We start from the raw sequence: 21,786 nt of genomic DNA on the forward strand, positions 1-21,786 counted from the left end.
GCCAGCGACATCGACCCGCGCGACCCGCTGGGCCTCGGCCTGGTGGAGCCGGTCCTGCCGGACCCGGCCACCCAGCCGGGCGGCGGCCAGCCGTTCGAGCAGCGGGCCCCGCAGCAGCCCCAGCCGCAGCAGCAGGCCCAGCCGATGGCACTGCCGACCGGCCCCGGCCCGGAGGACACCCAGCAGTGGTTCCGTCCGGAGGACGGCGGCCAGCAGCAGGCCCGTCCGCGCCCGCAGCAGCAGCAGTACCAGCCGCAGCGCCCCGGCACCTCGGCGCCGGGCGTCCCGCAGCAGCAGGCCCCGCAGGCCCCGCGTCAGCAGCAGCGCCCGCAGGCGCCGCAGCAGCCCGTCGGTCCGCAGGGCGGTCGCGAGGCCGCCGAGGCCCCGTGGCGCCCGTCGGCCAACGACGAGCGCTGGCGCCGTGCCGAGCAGGTGCGCGAGCCCTCGACGAGCGGCCTGACCACCTCGGGCCTGCCGCGCCGCACCCCGCAGGCCAACCTGGTCTCCGGCACCGCCGAGTCGGCGCCGCTGACCGGCCCGCAGGTCTCCCGCAGCCCGGAGGAGGTCCGTGGCCGGCTGACCAACCTGCGCCGCGGCATCCAGCAGGGCCGCCAGGCCGGCCAGGGACAGGGTCCGGCACAGGGCCAGAACAACTTCGGCCGCCAGCAGCAGGGCTTCGACGGCTTCGGCCAGAACCACCAGGAGCGTTGAGTTGAGTCAGATGAGCCAGGCCGCACAGAACCTGAACTGGCTGATCACCAATTTCGTGGACAACACCCCCGGGGTGTCGCACACGGTGGTGGTCTCCGCCGACGGTCTCCTGCTGTGCATGTCCGAAGGCTTCCCCCGGGACCGCGCCGACCAGCTCGCCGCCGTCGCCTCCGGCCTCACCTCGCTGACCTCCGGCGCCAGCCGGATCTTCGAGGGCGGCGACGTCAACCAGACCGTCGTCGAGATGGAGCGCGGCTTCCTCTTCCTCATGGCGGTCAGCGACGGCTCCGCCCTCGCCGTCCTCGCCGCCCCCGACTCCGACATCGGCCTCGTCGGCTACGAGATGGCACTCCTCGTCGACCGCGCAGGCGCCGTCCTCACCCCCGCCCTCCGGGCAGAACTGCAGGGCAGCCTGCTGCACTGAACTCCCGACCCCCGCAATGCGCCCGGCCCGCCCGACCATCGGCCGCCCCCGGGTGGCCGACCGCCTCAGCCGGCACCGACCGGCTGGAACCCCGCTGCGAACGGCGGCAGCACGAGGAGGACCTATGACCCCGCCCCCGACACCGGCCGGCTCGTACGGCAACGGGTACGGCAGTGGCTACGGCGGCCAGCAGGCCGGCGGCTACGGTGGGCAGCAGCAGTCCGGCGGCTACGAGCAGCAGCCGCTCGTCCGTCCGTACGCGATGACCGGCGGCCGCACCCGGCCGCGGTACCAGCTGGCGATCGAGGCGCTGATCTCGACCACCGGCTCGGCCGAGCGCTCCGGCGGTCTGCTGCCCGAGCACGCCCGGATCGTCGGACTCTGCCGCGAGGTCAAGTCCGTCGCGGAGATCTCGGCCCTGGCCGGTGTCCCGCTCGGTGTCGCCCGTATTCTCGTCGCCGACCTGGCCGAGGCCGGCCTGGTCACCATCCACCAGCCCGCTGCTGCGGGCGAGTCCGGCGGTGCGCCTGACGTCACGCTGCTCGAAAGGGTCCTCAGTGGACTTCGCAAGCTCTAACGCGGCCGCCCCCAGCCGCGCCACCACCTCCGCGAAGATCGTCGTCGCCGGCGGCTTCGGAGTCGGCAAGACCACCCTCGTCGGCGCCGTCTCCGAGATCAACCCCCTGCGCACCGAAGCCGTCATGACCAGCGCCAGCGCCGGCATCGACGACCTCACCCACACCGCGGGCAAGACGACGACCACCGTCGCCATGGACTTCGGCCGCATCACCCTCGACGAAGACCTCATCCTCTACCTGTTCGGCACCCCCGGCCAGGACCGCTTCTGGTTCATGTGGGACGACCTCGTCCGCGGCGCCATCGGCGCCGTCGTCCTCGTCGACACCCGCCGCCTCGCCGACTGCTTCCCCGCCCTCGACTACTTCGAGAACTCCGGGCTCCCCTTCGTCGTCGCCCTCAACGGCTTCGACGGACACCAGCCCCACACCCCCGACGAGGTCCGCGAAGCACTCCAACTCGGCCCCGACACCCCCATCATCACCCTCGACGCCCGACGCCGGGACAGCGCCAAGAGCGCCCTCATCACCCTCGTCGAGCACGCCCTCCTGGCCCGCCTCCGGTAGGACAGGAACCCAGGACGGATGATGCAGCGCGCCCGCTCCGGTGCCCCCACGGGCACGGGAGCGGGCGCGCGTTTCTCCGTCCATAACAGTTCGGTAGGCATTTCGAGATCAACAGCGACACAGCGTGAGGTTTTCGATCCACTGTGCACTGTCGACCTTTCGCTTACTCCACAATCGTCCCCAAATGTCCGATTTATTCGGCACATCTCGGGTACGGAGAGCTGTTTGTCCCGCACCCCTCCACGTGCTGAAATTCCAGCTACCCCGTAGTCACCCCATATGGCAGTTCCACCCAGCAGCGGGCTGCGGCCGGCGGGGGTAGCCGCTGGATTGATCCATGGCCGCACCATCGGCCGAGAGGTTGTTGTCGAGTGAGGCGTAAGCAGCCAGACACCCCGCAGCGGCGGTCCGAGCCCCGCCCGAACGAGCAGGGACCCGGCGGTCAGGCACCGGCCGGCTTCTCCGCGTTCACCGCGGCCGAGGACCGGCCGCAGGCGCGCGGCGCCGCCGGCCCGCCGACCCAGATACTCAGCGGCCCGGGCAACCGCCCGGGCGGCGCCTCCAGGCCCGGCGCTTCCGCCGCCCCCGAGGCGGGCGGTGAGAGCGGCCGGTACGAGTTCCTGGCCCCCCGGAACTGGCGCGTGCCGACCCGCCTGATCGCCATCCTCATCGTGCCGGTCATCATCGGCCTGGTCTTCGGCGGCCTGCGCGTCAACACCTCGCTGGACGACTTCCACAAGGCCGACCGCGCGGTGAAGACCGCGAAGCTCGCGCACGCCGCGACCGACCTCGCGGACGCCCTGGAGAACGAGCGCGACCTCTCGATCGTGCCGATCCTGACCGGATCCGACCCGCAGGGCCGGCTCGGCGAGCTCCGCAAGAAGACCGACGACGCCCTCAAGGCGTACAACACGGCCTACGGCAAGATCTCCGACGACGACACGCTCAAGCGCCGCGACACGGCCTTCCAGCAGCTCGTGGTCTTCCTGCCGCACCTGCGCGAGAACGCCTACAAGCCGGAGCTGCTCGCCTCGGCCACCCAGGCCGCCTACTCGGTGATGTTCGCCCCGCTGCTGGCCATCGACAACTCGGTCGGCTTCGGCAGCTCCAGCGTCACCAGCAAGGGCCGCGCGATCTACGCCATGTCGCTGGCCAAGGCCTCCGCCTCGACCCAGCGCGCGCTGATGATCAACCTGCTCGCCGGCATCGCCCAGGGCACCGTCAGCCGGTACGAGAACCAGGAACTGATCATCTCGCTCCTGGTGGCGAGCAAGCTCGAGACGACCGCCATCAGCGAGTTCTCCACCGGCTCCACCGCCGACGACGCCAAGGTCTTCGCGGACGCCCTGGTCGCCCAGGCCGCGGCCGACCAGCGCGCCCCGCTGCGGATGCCCGACAACCAGACCATCCCGACCGTCAACGGCCTGATGAACATCGGCCTGGCCTACTCCGACGCCGCCATGCGCGGCCAGCAGGACGGCAAGGACGCGGCGGAGAAGCTCTTCGAGAACGCGAAGAACGCCGGTCTGACCGTCCAGAACTGGAACCAGGCCTCCGCCGGCCACATGAACGCCCTGCGCGCCACGGAAACCGCCCTCCTCAACGAGGTCGTCGACGACGCGCAGAACATCAAGGACCGCGCCCAGACCGACGCCTTCCTCAACTCCGGCATCGTGATCGCCGCGCTGGCGCTCGCCGGTCTGCTCACCGGCTTCATCGCCCGCTCGATGATCCTCGGCATGCGCACCCTGAACACCGCCGCGCTGGACATCGCCAACCACCGTCTGCCCGACCTGGTCGAGAAGCTCTCCAAGACCGACCCGGACCGGGTCGACACCTCGGTCGAGCCGATCCCGCTGCGCGGCAAGGACGAGATCGGCGAGGTCGCCCGCGCGTTCGACCAGGTCCACTCGCAGGCCGTCTCGCTCGCCGCCGAGCAGGCCCTGCTCCGAGGCAACCTGAACGCGATCTTCTCCAACCTGTCGCGCCGCAGCCAGAGCCTGATCCAGCGCCAGCTGGCACTGATCACCGACCTGGAGAACAACGAGGCCGACCCGGACCAGCTGGAGAACCTCTTCAAGCTGGACCACCTCGCGACCCGTATGCGCCGCAACGGTGAGAACCTCCTCGTCCTCGCGGGCGAGGAGCCCGGCCGCCGCTGGAACACCCCCGTCCCGCTGGTCGACGTGCTCCGCGCCGCCGCCTCCGAGGTGGAGCAGTACGAGCGCATCGAACTCGCCGGCATCCCGGAGGCCGAGGTCGTCGGCGCCGCCGTGACCGACCTCGTCCACCTGCTCGCCGAGCTGCTGGAGAACGCCACCACCTTCTCCAGCCCGCAGACCCGCGTCCTGGTCAACGCCACCCGCCTGCCGGACGGCCGCGTGCTGGTCGAGATCCACGACAAGGGCATCGGCCTCACCGCCGACGACTTCGCGGAGATCAACGAGAAGCTGGCCGAGCCGCCCACGGTCGACGCCACCATCTCGCGCCGCATGGGCCTCTTCGTGGTCGGCCGGCTGTCCCAGCGGCACGACATCCGCGTGCAGCTGCGCCCGTCCGGCGAGTCCGCCGGCACCACCTCGCTGGTCATGCTCCCGGTCGGCCTGACCCAGATGAATGCCGCTCCGGAGCCGGAGGAGCAGTTCACCGTCTCCCGGATCTTCTCCGAGCAGGAGCCGACCCAGGCCTGGCAGGACGACTGGAGCCAGCGCAGCGCCGCCGAGCTCGGCTTCGACGACCACCTGACCGGCACCGGCGGCAGCGGCTTCAGCCCCGCGCTGGAGGCCATGCAGCGCTCGCAGCGCCGGCGCGCCGCGGCCATCGAGCCCGGCCCGCAGGACGAGGTCATCGACGCCGAGGCGATCGAGACCACCGAGGCCCCGTACGCCGACGAGTACCAGGCCCAGGGCTACGAGCAGTCCGGCTTCCAGGACCAGGGCTACGCCCAGGACCAGTACGGCCAGGACGGCGGCTACGACCAGTACCAGGGCCAGTACGAGCAGTCCGGCTTCCAGGACCAGGGCTACGCCCAGGACCAGTACGGCCAGGACGGCGGCTACGACCAGTACCAGGGCCAGTACGACCAGAACGGCTACCAGGGCATCCCGCAGCAGCAGGGCGCCCAGGACGACGCCTACCAGCCGTACGGCTACGAGGACCAGTACCAGGCCGACCAGCCCTCCGGGCACCCGTACGGGGCCGACGAGCAGCCCGCGCTGCCCCCGGCGCCCTCGGCGGGCGGCGGTCTGCCGCAGCGTCGCCCCGGCCAGCAGCTGGCCGGCGGCGGTGGCGGCGCCGAGGAGAAGCCGAACTGGTTCGCCGGTGCCAAGGACACCTCCGGCGCCCCCGGTGAGAACCGCGGCCACGATGTGTCCGCGCTCGGCGGCTACGGCCCGACCGGCCCGACCGCGTCGAGCGCCTGGCAGTCCGCCAACGACGGCGGCTGGCAGCGGGCCGAGCAGGTCCGCGAGCCGTCGTCCGCCGGCACCACCCAGGCCGGCCTGCCCCGCCGGGTGCCCAAGCAGAACCTCGTGCCCGGCAACGCCAAGCCGACTCCGCAGGAAGGCCCGCAGGTCTCCCGCAACCCGGAGGAGGTCCGCGGCCGGCTGACCAACCTGCGCCGCGGCGTCGAGCAGGGCCGCAGCGCCGGCGGTGACCCGGGGGCCACCGGCAGCTTCCGCTTCGACCCGAACCAGGGTCGCGGCAGCAACCAGAACAGCAGCACCGATCTCTTCGGCGGCTCGAACCACCAGGAGCGTTGAGTTGAGTCAGATGAGCCAGGCCGCACAGAACCTGAACTGGCTGATCACCAATTTCGTGGACAACACCCCCGGGGTGTCGCACACGGTGGTGGTCTCCGCCGACGGTCTCCTGCTGTGCATGTCCGAAGGCTTCCCCCGGGACCGCGCCGACCAGCTCGCCGCCGTCGCCTCCGGCCTCACCTCGCTGACCTCCGGCGCCAGCCGGATCTTCGAGGGCGGCGACGTCAACCAGACCGTCGTCGAGATGGAGCGCGGCTTCCTCTTCCTCATGGCGGTCAGCGACGGCTCCGCCCTCGCCGTCCTCGCCGCCCCCGACTCCGACATCGGCCTCGTCGGCTACGAGATGGCACTCCTCGTCGACCGCGCAGGCGCCGTCCTCACCCCCGCCCTCCGGGCAGAACTGCAGGGCAGCCTGCTGCACTGACGGTTCGTCGGATACCGTCCTGGTATTCGAAAGACCTCATTGCCCGTCCCCGAGTCCTCCGGCACCCGCCGGCGGACTCGGGTTCGGGCGTTGTACGGCCTTCGCACCACCGGCCCGGACACCCCCGTGTCCGGGCCAGCACCGCACCGCCGCACCCTGTGAGGAGAGGAACCGTGACACCGCCAGACGACCGCAGCGGTCAGTACGGCGTCCCGTACCCCGGTACCGGCCATGACGCGTTCGGAGCCCCCGGCGTCGGCCACGGACAGCCGTACCAGCAGCAGTACGCCGCGCCCGCGGGCCAGCAGCAGTACTTCACCCAGCCCTACGGCGACCAGCAGCCCTACGGCGTGCCGCCGGAGCAGGGGCACTACGGGACGGAGGCCGGGTACCAGGACTACCCGGGCCCCGAGCCCTTCCCTGAACAGGCGCCCCAGGAGCCCGGCCACGTGGAGGAGCTGGAGGAGGACGCCGACTCCGGCCCCCTGATCCGGCCGTTCGCGATGACCGGCGGCCGCACCCGGCCGCGCTACGAGCTGGCCATCGAGGCGCTGGTCTCCGCCAGCGTCGACCCGGCCCGCCTGGCCTCGCTGCTGCCCGAGCACCAGCGGATCTGCACGCTCTGCACGGACGTGAAGTCCGTCGCCGAGGTCTCCGCGCTGCTCGGTCTCCCGCTCGGTGTCGCCCGGATCCTCGTGGCCGACCTGGCCGAGGCCGGCCTGGTCACCATCCACCAGCCCGCTGCCGGCGGCGAATCCGGCAACCAGCCCGACGTCACGCTGCTCGAAAGGGTCCTCAGTGGACTTCGCAAGCTCTAACGCGGCCGCCCCCAGCCGCGCCACCACCTCCGCGAAGATCGTCGTCGCCGGCGGCTTCGGAGTCGGCAAGACCACCCTCGTCGGCGCCGTCTCCGAGATCAACCCCCTGCGCACCGAAGCCGTCATGACCAGCGCCAGCGCCGGCATCGACGACCTCACCCACACCGCGGGCAAGACGACGACCACCGTCGCCATGGACTTCGGCCGCATCACCCTCGACGAAGACCTCATCCTCTACCTGTTCGGCACCCCCGGCCAGGACCGCTTCTGGTTCATGTGGGACGACCTCGTCCGCGGCGCCATCGGCGCCGTCGTCCTCGTCGACACCCGCCGCCTCGCCGACTGCTTCCCCGCCCTCGACTACTTCGAGAACTCCGGGCTCCCCTTCGTCGTCGCCCTCAACGGCTTCGACGGACACCAGCCCCACACCCCCGACGAGGTCCGCGAAGCACTCCAACTCGGCCCCGACACCCCCATCATCACCCTCGACGCCCGACGCCGGGACAGCGCCAAGAGCGCCCTCATCACCCTCGTCGAGCACGCCCTCCTGGCCCGCCTCCGCTGAGACGGGGCCACGGAGGTGCCGGACACCCCGGAGGGGGCGCGGAACACCGCGCCCCCTCCGGCGTCTTCACGCCCCCCTGCGCTCCAAGAGCCCCGGGCGGCCCGGGAGCCTCATTCCGTCTCGTCCGGCACCAGGCCGGCCCGCAGCAGCCCGTAGGTGTAGGCGTCCTCCAGGGCCCGCCAGGAGGCCGCGATGACGTTGTCCGCCACACCGACCGTGGACCAGGACGCCACCCCGTTCCCGGACTCCACCAGCACCCGGGTCTTGGAGCCGGTGCCGTGCTGCCCCTCCAGGATGCGGACCTTGTAGTCCACCAGCTCCAGCTGGGCGAGCTGCGGGTAGATCCGCTCCAGCGCCCTCCGCAGCGCCTTGTCGAGGGCGTCGACCGGGCCGTTGCCCTCGCCGGTCGCGATCCGGCGCTCGCCCTTGGCCCACAGCTTCACCGTGGCCTCGTTGCCCGGGGTGCCGTCCGCCCGCTGCTCGCTGATGGTCCGCCAGGACTCCAGGGTGAAGAAGCGCTCGCGGCGGCCGCGCACCTCGTCGCGCAGCAGCAGCTCGAAGGAGGCGTCGGCGGCCTCGTAGGTGTAGCCCTGGTTCTCCTGCGCCTTCACCTTGGCGACCACCCGGCCGACCAGGTCCCGGTCCTCGGACAGGTCGTAGCCGAGCTCCTTGCCCTTGAGCTCGACGGAGGCCCGGCCGGCCATGTCGGAGACCAGCATCCGCATGGTGTTGCCGACCAGCTCCGGGTCGATGTGCTGGTACAGGTCCGGGTCGACCTTGATCGCGGAGGCGTGCAGGCCCGCCTTGTGCGCGAAGGCCGAGAAGCCCACGTAGGGCTGGTGCGTGGACGGCGCGAGGTTGACCACCTCGGCGACGGCGTGCGAGATCCGGGTCATCTCGGCCAGCCGGCCCTCGGGCAGCACCCGGCGGCCGTACTTGATCTCCAGTGCGCCGACCACCGGGAAGAGGTTGGCGTTGCCGACCCGCTCGCCGTAGCCGTTCGCGGTGCACTGCACGTGGGTCGCGCCGGCGTCCACCGCGGCCAGCGTGTTGGCGACCGCGCAGCCGGTGTCGTCCTGGGCGTGGATGCCGATCCTCGCCCCGGTCGCGGCGAGCACCTCGGCGACGATCTCGCGGACGCCCAGCGGCAGCATGCCGCCGTTGGTGTCGCAGAGCACCACCACGTCGGCGCCGGCCCGGTGCGCGGTGGAGACCACCGCCAGGGCGTACTCCGGGTTCGCCTTGTAGCCGTCGAAGAAGTGCTCGCAGTCGATGAACACCCGGCGGCCCTGGGAGCGCAGGTACTCGACGCTGTCGCGGACCATCTCCAGGTTCTCGTCCAGGGTGGTGCGCAGGGCCAGCTCGACGTGCCGGTCGTGCGACTTGGCGACCAGGGTCACCACCGGGGCGCCGGAGTTGACGAGGGCGGCCAGCTGCGGGTCGTCCGCCGCCCGGCCGCCGGCCCGGCGGGTCGCCCCGAAGGCGACCAACTGGGCGTGCTTGAGGTCGAGTTCGGCCGCCGCCCGGGCGAAGAACTCGGTGTCGCGGGGGTTGGCACCGGGCCAGCCGCCCTCGATGAAGCCGACGCCGAACTCGTCCAGGTGCCGGGCGATGGTCAGCTTGTCCGCGACGGTGAGGTTGATGCCCTCGCGCTGGGCGCCGTCGCGCAGCGTGGTGTCGAAGACGTGGAAGCTGTCGTTGGGGTGGCTGCTGGCCTCGGTCATGGCCCTGGGTTCTCCGTTCGGTGGAGTACTGCTGTTGCCGGTGGTTGATCCGGCTCCACTGTCCAGCATCCCGCGCGCTCCCCGGTGTCTCCTGGCTCCTTGTGGGGGCCTGGGCCGGTCCGGGGGCAAAACAAAAGACCCCTCGCGAGTGCGAGAGGTCTGCGCGCGGGTCTGGACGCTCGTGGTCGCTCCGCAACGGGGTGGTGCGGAGCGGTCACTGCGGACCGGCGCGCCTGCTGCTAATAATCAGCGAGAGCGAGGACACGTCGGCAGTTTTGCACACCATCCGCCATCCGGCCCGCACCATCCGCATCCCGAGACGCTGCAGCTCCGGTGGCACACGAACACGGAACGAGGGGCGCGAAGACGGGGGCGCGCGGGGGCAGCGGCCGGGCGGCCGACCACTCGGGGGCGCGGGGAACCGCGCAACCCCTGAATGGCCGGCCCTGCACGGGTGGCGGACCCGGGCGCGGCCCGGGATCAGACGATCTTGTGGAGCCAGTTGTGGGTGTCCGGGGCCTGGCCGCCCTGGATGGCGAGGAGGGCCTTGCGGAGCTCCATGGTGGTCGGGCCGGGCTCGCCCTTGCCGACCGTCCAGTCGCCGCGGGCCGACTTCACCGAGCCGACCGGCGTGATGACGGCGGCGGTGCCGCAGGCGAACACCTCGGTGAGGGTGCCGTCGGCGTTGCCCTGCTTCCACTCGTCGGTGGAGATCCGACGCTCCTCGACCGCGTAGCCGAGGTCGGAGGCGAGCTGCAGCAGCGAGTCGCGGGTGATGCCGGGCAGCAGGGCACCGGACAGCTCGGGGGTGACGATCTTCGCGTCCTCGCCCTCGCCGAAGACGAAGTAGAGGTTCATGCCGCCCATCTCCTCGATCCACCGGTGCTCGGCGGCGTCGAGCCAGACGACCTGGTCGCAGCCCTTCTCGGCGGCCTGGGCCTGGGCGATCAGCGAGGCGGCGTAGTTGCCGGCGCACTTGGCGGCACCGGTGCCGCCCGGCGCGGCCCGGACGTACTCCTCGGAGAGCCAGACGGAGACCGGCTTGATGCCGCCGGGGAAGTACGCGCCGGCCGGCGAGGCGATGATCATGAACAGGTAGGAGTTGGCCGGGCGGACGCCCAGGCCGACCTCGGTGGCGAACATGAACGGTCGCAGGTAGAGGCTCTGCTCGGGCTGGTTCGGCACCCAGTCCTGCTCCTGCTGGACGAGCAGCTCGACGGCCTCGACGAAGGTCTCGACCGGCAGCTCGGGCATGGCGAGCCGGCGGGCGGAGGCCTGGAAGCGGGCGGCGTTGGCCTCGGGGCGGAAGGTGGCGATGGAGCCGTCGGCCTGGCGGTAGGCCTTGAGGCCCTCGAAGATCGACTGGCCGTAGTGCAGCGTCATGTTGGCCGGGTCGATCTCCAGCGGCGCGTACGGGGTGAGCTGGGCGTCGTGCCAGCCCAGGCCCTCCGTCCACCGGATGGTGACCATGTGGTCGGTGAAGATCCGGCCGAAGCCGGGGTTGGCCAGCCGGGCCTCGCGCTCCGCGTCGGACAGCGGGTGCGCGGAGGGCTTGAGCTCGAACGTGATGGGCGCCTGGGTGGGCGTACTCATGACTGTCTGTCCTTCACCGTGGGGTTGGTCCGGGCCGCCTCCGCCGAAGGGGTAGAACGCACGACGGCACGGCCCACTGTCGATACTCGCATCCAGAGGGCCGTGCCGAACAGCCGGTCGGGCTGTCGTGCTGTGCGGTTCCGGCCTTCCGGCCGGAACGTGTGCTGCTCCCGGCCCGTCAGCCGGATACTCGGGCGGCGAGCGCGTCGCCGACCTCGGAGGTGGAGCGGGGGCCGGTGCGCTCGGCGAGGTCGGCCGCGACGGCGGCCTCGACCTTCGCGGCCTCGGCGGTGTAACCGAGGTGCTCCAGCAGCATGGCGACGGACAGCACGGTGGCGGTCGGGTCGGCCTTGCCCTGGCCGGCGATGTCGGGGGCGGAGCCGTGGACGGGCTCGAACATCGACGGGAACGCGCCGGTGGGGTTGATGTTGCCGGAGGCGGCCAGGCCGATGCCGCCGGTGACGGCCGCGGCGAGGTCGGTAAGGATGTCGCCGAACAGGTTGTCGGTGACGATCACGTCGAAGCGCTCGGGCTGGGTGACGAAGAAGATCGTCGCCGCGTCGACGTGCAGGTAGTCGGTGGTGACCTCGGGGAACTCCCGGCCGACCTCCTGGAAGATCCGCGTCCACAGGTGGCCGGCGTGGACCAGCACGTTGTTCTTGTGGACGAGGGTGAGCTTCTTGCGCGGGCGGGCCTGGGCGCGGCGGTAGGCGTCGCGGACGACCCGCTCGATGCCGAAGGCGGTGTTGAGGCTGACCTCGGTCGCCACCTCCTGCTCGGTGCCGGCGCGCAGGGTGCCGCCGTTGCCGACGTAGGGGCCCTCGGTGCCCTCGCGGACGACCACGAAGTCGATCTGCGGGTCGCCGGCCAGGGGGGACTTCACGCCGGGGAAGAGCTTGCCCGGGCGGAGGTTGATGTGGTGGTCGAAGGCGAAGCGGAGCTTGAGCAGCAGGCCGCGCTCCAGCACGCCGGAGGGGACGCTGGGGTCGCCGATGGCGCCGAGCAGGATCGCGTCGCGGTCCTTGAGCTCCTCCAGCACGGCGTCCGGCAGGGTCTCGCCGGTGCGGTGGTAGAGACGGGCGCCGAGGTCGTACTCGGTGGTCTCCAGCTTCACGTCGGCGGGCAGGGCGGCGCTCAGCACCTTGAGGCCCTCGGCCACCACTTCCTGGCCGATGCCGTCACCGGGGATCACTGCGAGACGAAGGCTGCGAGACATGCTCGGGACCCTACTCCGCGTCCCAGCCACTGACACCTTGTGTCCATTATCCGGACATTCGGGGACGGGGCGGAGACAAAGGGGGGTACGGAGCCGTACCGGACCGCTCCGTTAAAATCCGACAGATCTACACAGGGAATGCACGGGGGAAGCGCTATGGGGGGTCCGATCAGCAGACGCCGCGCGCTCTGGCTGACCGGTGGGGCGCTGGCGCTGCCCGCCGTCGGCTGCGGCGTGGGCCTGGCGGTACGGGAGGACCGGCCGGTCGAACCGGACCCGGACGGGCCGACCCCGGTGAGCGGTGTCGCACATCACAGCATCACACAGTCGTTCGTCCATGTCATCGCGCACCCGGACGACAACCTGTACTTCATGAATCCGGACCTCGACCACGCGCTGGCCTCCGGGGCCGCCTGCGTCACGGTCTGCCTCACCGACGGCGAGTCCGACGGCCGCAACGTGCTCCACTCCGAGCTCGGCCGGGTCACCCGCGCCGACCGGCCTGCCTACACCCGGGCCCGGATCAACGGACTGACGGCCGCCCTCGCACTGCTCACCACCGGCGACGAGACCAGCCCTTGGGACGTCTCGCTGGTCAGCTACCTGGACGGCCGGCTGGTCGAGCAGCACACCCTGCGGGCCGCGCCGCAGGTGCAGCTGATCCTGCTCGCCCTGGTCGAGGCCCGCTCGGTCAGCCTGCCGCGCGCCGAGAGCCTGCGCGGCCTGTGGCTCGGCGAGACGGAGGCCCTCGACATCCTGCCGCCGGTGCGCAGCGGGCTGTCGGCCGGCGCCGGCTACAGCCGGGAGCAGCTGATCGCCACACTGCACGCCGTCTTCGACCACTACCGCCCGACCGTGGTCCGCACCCTGGACCCGAACCCGGACCACTCCCCCAAGCCGTCGAAGGACCCGCACGCCGGCCACGTCTACCTGGACCACCAGGACCACACCTACTCCGCGTACTTCGCGCAGGCCGCGCTCGCCCGGCACTGGGCCGGCGACCGGGCGAGGAACGCCACCGTCGAGCACTACCTCGGCTACGTGAACGCCGCGCTGCCGCACAACCTCGACCAGGCCGCGGTGGGCCGCAAGGTGCTGGCGCTGAACAGCTACGGCTGGGCCGACAACCGGCGCTGCGGCGACCCGGCGGGCTGCGGCGACCGCAAGGTCGGGGCCGGCGCACTGCGCAACGGGTGGGCGCAGTCCACCCGCTACCGCGCCCCGGGCAGCGGCGCCTGGCTGGTGCCGCTGCGCGACGGGCGGCTGGCCGCGTTCGGCCTGCTCAACGGCGCCGCGGTGCAGTGGACGCAGTCCCCGCGCGGCTGGGACGGCCCGCGGCGGCTCGCCGGCACCGGGCTGGAGGGCCAGCTGCAGGCCTTCCAGCAGAACGACGGGCTGATACGCCTGCTCGGGGTGCGCACCATGCTCCGGTACTCCGCCGACGAGCACCGCCGCGAGATCGTCACCGCCGTGCAGACCGGCCCGGACTCCTTCGGACCGTGGGAGAGCCTCGGTGCGCCGGACGGCGAGGACCCGGTGCGCTCGATGGAGTTCGGCTACCCGGTCGGGCTCGCCCTGGCGGACGGCACCGTGCAGGTCACGGCCCGCACGTGGGGCGGCACGGTGGCCGTCCGCACCCTCGACGGCCCGTCGGCGGCGTGGACGGCGCTGACCCTGCCGCCGGAGGCCGGCGGCGGCGTCCAGGACGGCCTGGGCGCGGTCGTCGACGGCTACGGCAACACCCATGTCTTCGCTCCCGGTGCGCGCACCGTCGTGCACTGGGCCTCGGACGTGCCCGGCGGCCCGCTGCGGCCCGCGCCGCCGACCGGCCTGCCCGTGCCGGGCGGCGCGGTCACCGCCGAGCTGGGCGAGGAGGGCGCGCTGCGGGTGCGCTTCCGAGAGCCGAAGAGCGCCAGGGTGCTCACCGCGGAGCGGGCGCCGGGCTCCGAGGTGTGGCGGGTGGTCGCCGAGTCGGCGCCGCCCGGCGGGTTCGGCCGGATCGCCACCGCCGTCGGCGCGCTGGCCGTCCGGGACGACCGCGGCCGGACGGCGCTGCGCGCCGAAGGCCGGGACTGGCAGCACGACGGCCCGTTGCTCGCCCACACCCCCGCGCTGGCCGCCGACCAGGACGGCCGGGTGGTCGCCGCGGCGATCGGCTGCGACGGCCACCTGTACACCGCCCGCCAGCCGGTGCCCGGCGCCCCGTTCGGTGCCTGGAGCCAGGCGGGCTGAGCCGTTGCATATGCTCGGTGGGCATCCCCCGTGCCCCGGCCGGCCGCCGCATGCCCGCCGGCCGGTCCCGTACCACCCCTTCGGCCCGCCCGGGCCAGGCAGGAGCACCGCGCAGTGAGCCAGGAGACGGCCCCGACCCGCCCGGCCGGCCACGGGCCGGCGGCCCAGGCCGCCGGTGCGGGGACGGCCCGGGACACGACCCCCGCACCGGTGGCCGGACACACCCGCGGACGCGAGGCGGGCGCCGCCGCGCTGGCCGCCGCGCTGTCCATGGCGGCGTTCTGCCTGGCCTCCGCCCTGCGCGGGACGTATCCGTTCGGGGCCCGGTCGCGGGCGGTGAACGACCTCGGCAACCAGTTCGTGCCGTTCCACGCCCACCTGTGGGACCTGATGCACGGCCGGGGCGGCGGCGACCTGCTGTTCAACTGGAACAGCGGCTACGGCTCGCCGTTCCTCGGTGACTTCGTCACCTACCTGATGAACCCGTTCTCCTGGCTGGTCGGGCTCTTCCCGCGGGACGCCGTCAACCTTCCCGTGTTCCTCGTCACCCTGCTGAGCATCGGCCTCGGCGCGGCCGCCATGACGGTGCTGCTCGGCCGCCTGGTGCCGGGCAGCCCGTGGCTGCGCGCCCTGCTCGCGGTCGGCTACGGGCTCTGCGCCTGGGTGCTCAACGACGGCTCGCCGGACCCGATGTGGATGTGGGGCCTGGTCTCGCTCCCGGCCGTCGGCCTGGCCTGCGACTGGTGCCTGCGCGGCCGCCGGTGGGTGCTCGGCACCCTGCTGGTCGCCCTCGCCTGGACGGGCAACTTTTACACCGGGGCGATGGCGACCATCGCCTCCTGCCTGGTGCTGCTGCTGCGTCTGGCGCTGGCCGGCACGCCGTGGCGGGAGCGGCTGCGGACGGCCGGGCGGGCGGCCGGGATGTTCACGGTCGGCGTGCTGCTGGCCGCGCCCGCGATGACGGTCTCGCTGAAGGCCAGCAAGGCCTCGCAGCCGGCCCCGGCCGCCGCCTACGAGGGCGCGCCGGGCCTCACCGACTACCTGGCGCAGCTGTTGCCCGGCGGGCGCTCGGACCACTCGGTGCCGAACGTCTTCGTCGGCGTGCTCGCGCTGCTGCTGGTCGCCTCGCTGCCCTTCAACCGGCGGGTCCGCCCCGCCGAGCGGATCGGCTGGTACGCGCTGCTGCTGCTGGTCGGGGCGAGTTTCGTCTGGGAGCCGACGATCCTGCTCTGGCACGGGCTGGCGATCCCCAACGGCAGCCCGTACCGGGCGTCGTTCGTGCTCAGCGGCATGCTGGTGATGGCCGCCTGGGCCTCGCTGGCGCGCCGTCCGGACGTCCGTGCCCTGCTGGGCGGCGCCGGGCTGGTGGCGTTGCTGGCACTGGTCGGGCACGGGCAGAGCTCGGTCCGCTGGTCGACCTGGATCGAGGTCGGGGCGGGGGGCACCCTGCTGCTCGGTGCGCTGCTGGCGCTCGCCCGGTGGCGCACGCGCCCGCTCGTACGCCGGTCCGCCGGCGCGGTGCTGGTGCTCACCGTCTTCGCCTCGGCGGTGCACACGGCCTGGGCGGTCACCGAGATCCGCGACCGGCTGCCCTTCTACCAGCCGCGCACGACCGTCTCGGCGCAGTCGCAGGCCGCTGCCGAGGCCCTGCGCGCGGCCGACGACTGGCCGAACGGCCGCACCGACCCCGGTCCGCACGAGTTCGCCAACAACGACCCGCTGCTGCTCGGCGGCCAGGGCGGCTCGTACTACAGCAGCTACCTGCCCGCGGTGACCGCCGGGATGCTGCAGGGGCTCGGCGCCGGCTGGTACATCCAGGGCCGGCATACCCTGAGCCCGGCCGACCCGGTCGGGCGGGCGCTGTTCGGCGTCACCACCTACCTGGACTCCACCGGCGCACCGGGCGGCTTCGCGGTGAAGCACGCCCCGGCGGCGCCGCTGGTCACCGTGCACCCGACGGCGGCCCCGGACACCCGCTCGGTGTGGAGCCGCCAGGAGTCGCTGCTCGGTGCCCGGGTGTACGAGACGCCGGCCCCGGAGTGGACGGCCGGCCCGCGGCCGGCCCGTTCGCCCGGCGGCTGGCGGGTTCCGGCCACCCCGAAGGGCGGCACCTGGACGACGTTCACCGCGTCCTGCACCCCGGGGCGCACCGCCTTCCTGTACGCGCCCTGGCTGGGCGGCACGGTGATGGGCGCGGGCGGCAAGTACACCAGCTGGGGCCGGCAGCCGATGACGGCGATGCCGATCCGCGAGCTGGGCCCGGTGCCCGCCGACGGGCGGGTCACCGTCCAGCTGCGGGCCGCGGCGAAGGCGGAGATCCCGGAGCTGCCGCTCGGTTGCCTGGACGGCGCCGCGCTGGCGTCCGCGCTGCGCGGCCTGCACGGGGCGGCGGAGGTCACCGCCGGCGGCCACGGTCTGCGGGCCGAGCTTCCGGCCGGCTCCACCGGCACCGCGCTGATCTCGATGCCCGCCGTGGACGGCTGGCAGTGCTCGGTGGACGGCGGCCCGGCGCGGGCTCCCCGGTCGGTGCTGGGCATGACGGGCGTCGACCTGGGCGCGGGCGCCTCCGAGGTCTCCTGCGGCTACCGTCCGCCGGGCCTGCTGCCCGGACTCGCGGCGAGCGGCGTCGCCGCCGCGGTGCTGCTCGGCGTGGCGCTGCTCACGCGGCTGCGCCGCCGGAACGGGCGGGCGGCCGACGGCGGACCGGTACCATCTGTGTGAAATCAGACAGGCAGGGTGAGGGGTCAGTGCGTGCGGCCGCCGACTGCGTCGAGGCCGGAGGTGGACTGGTGCGGCTGTCCGTGGTGGTGCCCTGCTACAACGAGGAAGCGGTGATCGAGCTCTTCGACACCGCGATCCGCGCGAGCCTCGACGCCCTGCCGGTCGAGTACGAGCTCTGCTACGTCGACGACGGCAGCGCGGACGGCACCCTGGAGCGGCTGCGCAAGATCGCCGCGGAGCACCCGGACACCACCCGCTACGTCTCCTTCAGCCGGAACTTCGGCAAGGAGGCCGGCATGCTGGCCGGCCTGCGCGAGGCGACCGGTGACGCGGTCGTGCTGATGGACGCCGACCTGCAGCACCCGCCGGAGCTGATCGAGCGGATGCTGGAGCTGTACGACCGGGGCCACGACCAGGTCATCGCCCGCCGCACCCGGGAGGGCGACCGGCCCGTCCGCACGGCGGTCAGCCGGCTCTACTACCGGATGGTCAACCGCTGGGTGGACGTCGAACTCCAGGACGGCGTCGGCGACTTCCGCTTGCTGTCGCGCGCCGCGGTGGACGCGCTGCTGTCCCTGCCGGAGTACAACCGGTTCTCCAAGGGCCTGTTCTCGTGGATCGGCTTCGACACCGTCACCTTCGACTACCAGAACGTGGCCCGTGAGGCCGGCGAGACGAAGTGGCATTTCGGTGCTCTGCTCAACTACGGCATGGACGGCCTGATCTCGTTCAACAACCGGCCGCTGCGGATCGCCATCTACCTGGGTCTGGCCCTGGTCGGGGTGGCGGCGCTGTACGCGGCGTGGATCACCGGCGTGGCCCTGGTCGACGGCGTGGACTCCCCCGGCTACGTGACCCTGATCGTCGCCATCGTGGGCCTGGGCGGCCTGCAGATGGTGATGCTCGGTCTGATCGGCGAGTACATCGGCCGGATCTACTACGAGACCAAGCGGCGGCCGCACTTCCTGGTGAAGGAGACCAACGTGCCGCGGGCCGCGTTCCGCGCCGAGAGCCACCGCGACCGCACCGGGGAGCCGGTGTGAGCCCGCAGCTGTGGCAGATCGTCAGGTTCGGCCTGGTCGGGGTGGTCAACACCGGCACCTTCTACCTGCTGTACCTGGCGTTCCACCCGTACCTGCCGTACTTCGCGGCGTTCAGCGCGGCGTTCTTCCTGAGCATGGTCGGCTCGTTCTTCCTGAACACCTACTTCACGTACCGGACCCGGCCGACCTGGCGGAAGTTCCTGCTCTTCCCGCTGCCGAACATCACCAACTACCTGGTGCAGAGCGGCGGGGTGTTCGTGCTGGTGGAGTGGGCGCGGGTGGACGACCGGATCGCGCCGCTGCTGGCTGCGGCGGTCGCGATCCCGATCACCTACGTGCTGTCGAAGCTGGTGCTGACCGGGCGGGGCGCGGGCCCCGCCGGCGGCTCAGCGCAGGGTGACGACCTCGGCCCGGCGGCCGTCCGGGTTGAGGTGGTGGAGCAGTAGCAGCCGGGCCGCGCCGTCCGCCCGGGCGACCCGCAGTACGCTGCCCGGCCGTTCCGGCACGGCGACGGCGGCCGGCCCGGCCGTGCCGTCGGTGCCGTCGCGGACGTCCAGCGCCGGGTGCAGCACGTCGAGGGCGAGGGTCGGCCGCCCGTCGGTGAGGCCGATCGAGCCGAGCGCGTCCTGCTCGTTCGGCGCGCCGGGCAGCACCTGGCCCGTCCACAGCGCGTAACGGACGGTGCTCGCGCCCGGCTTGAGACCGGGCAGTGCGGAGAGCCGGACGGGCAGCACCAGGGCGTCACCGTCGAGCAGGCCGGTGTCGGTGTCGCCCCAACGGGCGTTCAGCGGCTGGACGTCCAGCTCCTTGCCGGTGCGGGCGTCCGTGGTGCGGGCCACCAGGACGTCGCTGCCGCGCAGCCGGCCCGCGGCAACGATCGCGTCGGTGCGGCCGTCCCCGTCGGTGTCCAGCGAGGCGCGCACCCCGAACATGCCGACCGGGCTGTCGGCCGGGCCCCACAGGGCGGCGGCCAGGTAGAGGGTGCCTTCGCCGAGCGGGTCGCCGTGCGCCGGGGCGTCGCTGGCCGCGCCGGCGAACCGCAGGTTGGCGGCGCGCTCGCCGGGCCGCTCCACGCAGATGTCGTCGGCGTCGCCGGCGTCCGCGCAGTCCGGCCAACGGGCGGCCTCGCCGCCGTACACGAAGGCGCTGAGCAGGCCGGCGCCGTCGGTGGTCGGGGCACCGGTGCCGGCCAGGGCGAGCATGGTGGCGCCGGCCCGTCCGGCGGCGAGCTGCGGCCCGGCGGTGAACTGCGAGGCGGGCCGCGGGGCGGCGAACAGCGGCACCCGCAGCGTCGGCAGGTCGGTGCGGGCCGGGGTCAGCAGCAGCCGTCCGGAGAGCTCGCCGCGGTAGCTGCGGGCCCGGCCGGCCTGTTCGAGGTCGAGGGTCGGGTCGGGGGTGCGGCCGAGGCTGCCGGGCACCCGCAGGGTGACGGTGACCCGGGCGGTGCCGCCCGGTTCGACGGTGACCTGCGCGGGGCTGATGCCGAAGGAGGCGCCGGGCAGCTCAGTGGCCGCCGCGTAGCCGGTGCCGTAGGTGAGCGGGGCGTCGCCGTGGTTGCGGATCTCCACCTGGCGTTCCAGCTCGACCGGGCCGGTGACCTCGACCGGGCCGAAGGAGACGCCGACCGCGCCGTCGACGGCGCCCTCCCCTGCCGCGTAGGCGACCGCCGGGGTTGCCACGGCGGCGTCGACCCGGGCCCGGCCGGCACCGGTGCGCTCCGGGCCGTACACCGGGCTGTCGGGGTCGGCGTCGTGCCGGGTGTCGACGGCGGTGTTCATCAGCGCGGCCTTGACCTCGGCGACCGGCCAGTCCGGGTGGGCGGCGCGGAGGAGGGCGGCGAGGCCGGTGACGTGCGGGGCGGCCATCGAGGTGCCGTCCTCGCGCATGCCGCCGCTGCCGCTGCCCGCCTTGGCCGACCAGATCGTCTCGCCGGGTGCGGCGACGTCGGGCTTGACGATGCCGGGCACCCCGATCCCGCGGGAGGTGAAGGGGGTGAGCATGTCGGTGCGCTCGGGCCGGTCCTGGGCGACGGCGCCGTGCAGGGTGTTGCCGGGGGCTGCGAGCTGCACCTCGACCGGCCCGGCGGCCAGCGCGGCGAGGATCCGTTCGGCGTCGGTGCGGGCCAGCAGCACGGCCGGGATCCGGCTGTTCCCGGCGATCTCGGCGAGGGACTCGCCGTCGGCGGTGAACAGCGTGCCGACGGCCCCGGCGTCCGCGGCGTGGTCGGCGCGCGGGGCCGAGCCGCAGGCCCGGTCGGCGTCCTTGCTGCGCCAGGCGAGTACGGCGATCCGGCCCTTCAGCCGGGCGGCGTCGGCCGCGTCGAAGGCGGTGCAGCCGTCCTGCTGGTCGGCGGGCAGGGCGAGTTCGGCGGTCACGTCCCGGTCGGCCCAGCTGGTGTACTGGGCGCTCCAGTGGCCGGGGACGACACCGGCGAGGGAGTCGGGGGCGAGCACCCGGATGCCGTCGGCGTCGCCGTGCGGGTCGACGGAGGCAGCGACGGTGACCACCCGGGCGGCGGTGCCGGGGCTGCCGCCGATGCCGTACAGGTCGCCCTCGTTGCCGGCCGAGGCGACCACCACGGTGCCCAGGGCGGAGAGCTTGTCGGCGGCGAGCGAGTCGGCGTCGTCCGGGCTGCCGAAGGAGCTGCCGAGCGAGAGGTTGACCACGTCGAGGCGGTCGGAGAGGTCGCCGTCGCCGTTCGGGTCGGCGGCCAGGTCGAGGGCGTGCGCGAGCTGGTCGGTGGAGCCGTCGCAGCCGAAGACGCGCAGGGCGTACAGGGTGGCGCCGGGCGCGGCGCCGGGCGCGACGGAGAAGGCGGCGGGGTCGAGGCCCTCCCGGTAGGGGCCGCGGTACGGCTTGCCGTCCCTGGTGACGCCGAGGCCGGCGGCGGTGCCCGCCACGTGGGTGCCGTGGCCGTTGGCGGCGCAGTCGATCGGGTTGGCGTCCGGGTGCGGCACGGGCTGGTGGTGCGGGGAGGACGGGTCCGGGTTGTAGTCGTCGCCGACCAGGTCCTGGCCGCCGGCCACCTTGGCGGTGGGGAACAGCGCGGCCGGTGCCGGGCGGGCGCCGTCCACGGCGGCGAAGGCCTCCGGGGTGCCGGGGCCGCCGAAGTCGGCGTGGGTGTAGTCGATGCCGGAGTCGACGATGCCGATCCGCACCCCGCGGCCGGTGTTGCCGCCCGGGCCGGACCAGACCGCGGGCGCGCCGGTCAGCGGGACGGAGTGGGCGTTGGCCCGGTGCTGCAGGGTGACGCGGTGCACGGCGCGCACGCCGGGCAGCGCGGCCAGCCGGGGCACCGCGGCGGCGGGCACGGTGACGGCGACGCCGCTGAGCAGGGTCTGGGTGCGGTAGACCACCCGGGCGGCGGGCGCGGCGGCCCGGACGCCCGCGGCCAGCCGGTCGACGGCCTGCA

At 73.3% G+C, this 21,786-nt stretch carries 15 protein-coding genes and 1 pseudogene; 12 read left to right on the forward strand and 4 right to left on the reverse strand.

Translation table 11 applies throughout. The features are described from left to right. The 8 genes and pseudogenes from KSNIM_RS13950 to KSNIM_RS13985 all read left to right on the forward strand — a co-directional run. Window positions 1–711, forward strand: a pseudogene (locus tag KSNIM_RS13950) (ATPase); the annotation flags it as partial. A gap of 10 nt (window positions 712–721) precedes the next feature. Further along, entirely contained in the window at window positions 722–1,135 is a 414-nt protein-coding gene (locus tag KSNIM_RS13955) for a roadblock/LC7 domain-containing protein (RefSeq protein WP_030278013.1), read from the forward strand. Window positions 1,136–1,259: 124 nt separating this feature from the next. Beyond that, complete coding sequence (locus KSNIM_RS13960) at window positions 1,260–1,712, forward strand: DUF742 domain-containing protein (RefSeq protein WP_030277985.1); 453 nt, start codon at window positions 1,260–1,262, stop codon at window positions 1,710–1,712. Then, complete coding sequence (locus KSNIM_RS13965) at window positions 1,693–2,277, forward strand: GTP-binding protein (protein ID WP_263103541.1); 585 nt, start codon at window positions 1,693–1,695, stop codon at window positions 2,275–2,277. The genes KSNIM_RS13960 and KSNIM_RS13965 overlap by 20 nt, the downstream gene beginning before the upstream one ends. Before the next feature lie 371 nt (window positions 2,278–2,648). Continuing rightward, a complete protein-coding gene (locus tag KSNIM_RS13970) occupies window positions 2,649–6,038 on the forward strand; it encodes a nitrate- and nitrite sensing domain-containing protein (RefSeq protein WP_263103542.1) in 3,390 nt (1,129 codons plus the stop codon). Between the two features lie 10 nt (window positions 6,039–6,048). Beyond that, entirely contained in the window at window positions 6,049–6,462 is a 414-nt protein-coding gene (locus KSNIM_RS13975; protein WP_030278013.1) for a roadblock/LC7 domain-containing protein, read from the forward strand. A gap of 173 nt (window positions 6,463–6,635) precedes the next feature. Beyond that, window positions 6,636–7,280 carry a DUF742 domain-containing protein gene (locus KSNIM_RS13980; protein ID WP_263103543.1) on the forward strand — a complete coding sequence of 215 codons (645 nt, stop codon included), beginning with the start codon at window positions 6,636–6,638 and terminating at the stop codon, window positions 7,278–7,280. Further along, on the forward strand, window positions 7,261–7,845 hold the full coding sequence (locus KSNIM_RS13985) for a GTP-binding protein (protein WP_263103541.1): 585 nt from the start codon (window positions 7,261–7,263) through the stop codon (window positions 7,843–7,845). Before KSNIM_RS13980 ends, KSNIM_RS13985 begins: the two co-directional genes overlap by 20 nt. A 110-nt stretch (window positions 7,846–7,955) precedes the next feature. Here KSNIM_RS13985 and cimA read toward each other — a convergent pair whose 3' ends face one another. From cimA to KSNIM_RS14000, 3 genes are all read right to left on the reverse strand, one after another. Then, a complete protein-coding gene (cimA, locus tag KSNIM_RS13990) occupies window positions 7,956–9,569 on the reverse strand; it encodes a citramalate synthase (protein WP_263103544.1) in 1,614 nt (537 codons plus the stop codon). Window positions 9,570–10,049: 480 nt separating this feature from the next. Continuing rightward, window positions 10,050–11,162, reverse strand: a complete 1,113-nt coding sequence (locus KSNIM_RS13995; protein ID WP_263103545.1) for a branched-chain amino acid aminotransferase — start codon at window positions 11,160–11,162, stop codon at window positions 10,050–10,052. Window positions 11,163–11,340: 178 nt separating this feature from the next. Then, window positions 11,341–12,378, reverse strand: a complete 1,038-nt coding sequence (locus tag KSNIM_RS14000; RefSeq protein ID WP_263103546.1) for a 3-isopropylmalate dehydrogenase — start codon at window positions 12,376–12,378, stop codon at window positions 11,341–11,343. Between the two features lie 156 nt (window positions 12,379–12,534). Here KSNIM_RS14000 and KSNIM_RS14005 point away from each other — a divergent pair, with 156 nt between their 5' ends. The 4 genes from KSNIM_RS14005 to KSNIM_RS14020 all read left to right on the forward strand — a co-directional run bounded on the left by KSNIM_RS14005 (window position 12,535) and on the right by KSNIM_RS14020 (window position 18,820). Further along, entirely contained in the window at window positions 12,535–14,610 is a 2,076-nt protein-coding gene (locus KSNIM_RS14005; protein ID WP_263103547.1) for a PIG-L family deacetylase, read from the forward strand. A gap of 114 nt (window positions 14,611–14,724) precedes the next feature. Further along, window positions 14,725–17,331 carry a YfhO family protein gene (locus tag KSNIM_RS14010; protein ID WP_263103548.1) on the forward strand — a complete coding sequence of 869 codons (2,607 nt, stop codon included), beginning with the start codon at window positions 14,725–14,727 and terminating at the stop codon, window positions 17,329–17,331. A gap of 68 nt (window positions 17,332–17,399) precedes the next feature. Beyond that, window positions 17,400–18,374 carry a glycosyltransferase family 2 protein gene (locus KSNIM_RS14015; protein WP_263107950.1) on the forward strand — a complete coding sequence of 325 codons (975 nt, stop codon included), beginning with the start codon at window positions 17,400–17,402 and terminating at the stop codon, window positions 18,372–18,374. Continuing rightward, a complete protein-coding gene (locus tag KSNIM_RS14020) occupies window positions 18,371–18,820 on the forward strand; it encodes a GtrA family protein (RefSeq protein WP_263103549.1) in 450 nt (149 codons plus the stop codon). The genes KSNIM_RS14015 and KSNIM_RS14020 overlap by 4 nt, the downstream gene beginning before the upstream one ends. Here KSNIM_RS14020 and KSNIM_RS14025 read toward each other — a convergent pair. After that, a partial coding sequence (locus KSNIM_RS14025; RefSeq protein WP_263103550.1) for a S8 family serine peptidase occupies window positions 18,761–21,786 on the reverse strand: 3,026 nt, incomplete at its 5' end. The genes KSNIM_RS14020 and KSNIM_RS14025 overlap by 60 nt on opposite strands.

It is taken from the genome of Kitasatospora sp. DSM 101779, from assembly GCF_025655475.1.
Taxonomy (GTDB): domain Bacteria; phylum Actinomycetota; class Actinomycetes; order Streptomycetales; family Streptomycetaceae; genus Kitasatospora.

Excerpts from the sequence above, each read along its gene's own strand:
- KSNIM_RS13955 (WP_030278013.1), top strand. The coding sequence starts at position 722 with ATGAGCCAGGCCGCACAGAACCTGAACTGGCTGATCACCAATTTCGTG.
- KSNIM_RS13960 (WP_030277985.1), top strand. The coding sequence starts at position 1,260 with ATGACCCCGCCCCCGACACCGGCCGGCTCGTACGGCAACGGGTACGGC.
- KSNIM_RS13975 (WP_030278013.1), top strand. The coding sequence starts at position 6,049 with ATGAGCCAGGCCGCACAGAACCTGAACTGGCTGATCACCAATTTCGTG.
- cimA (WP_263103544.1), bottom strand. The coding sequence starts at position 9,569 with ATGACCGAGGCCAGCAGCCACCCCAACGACAGCTTCCACGTCTTCGAC.
- KSNIM_RS13995 (WP_263103545.1), bottom strand. The coding sequence starts at position 11,162 with ATGAGTACGCCCACCCAGGCGCCCATCACGTTCGAGCTCAAGCCCTCC.
- KSNIM_RS14000 (WP_263103546.1), bottom strand. The coding sequence starts at position 12,378 with ATGTCTCGCAGCCTTCGTCTCGCAGTGATCCCCGGTGACGGCATCGGC.
- KSNIM_RS14005 (WP_263103547.1), top strand. The coding sequence starts at position 12,535 with ATGGGGGGTCCGATCAGCAGACGCCGCGCGCTCTGGCTGACCGGTGGG.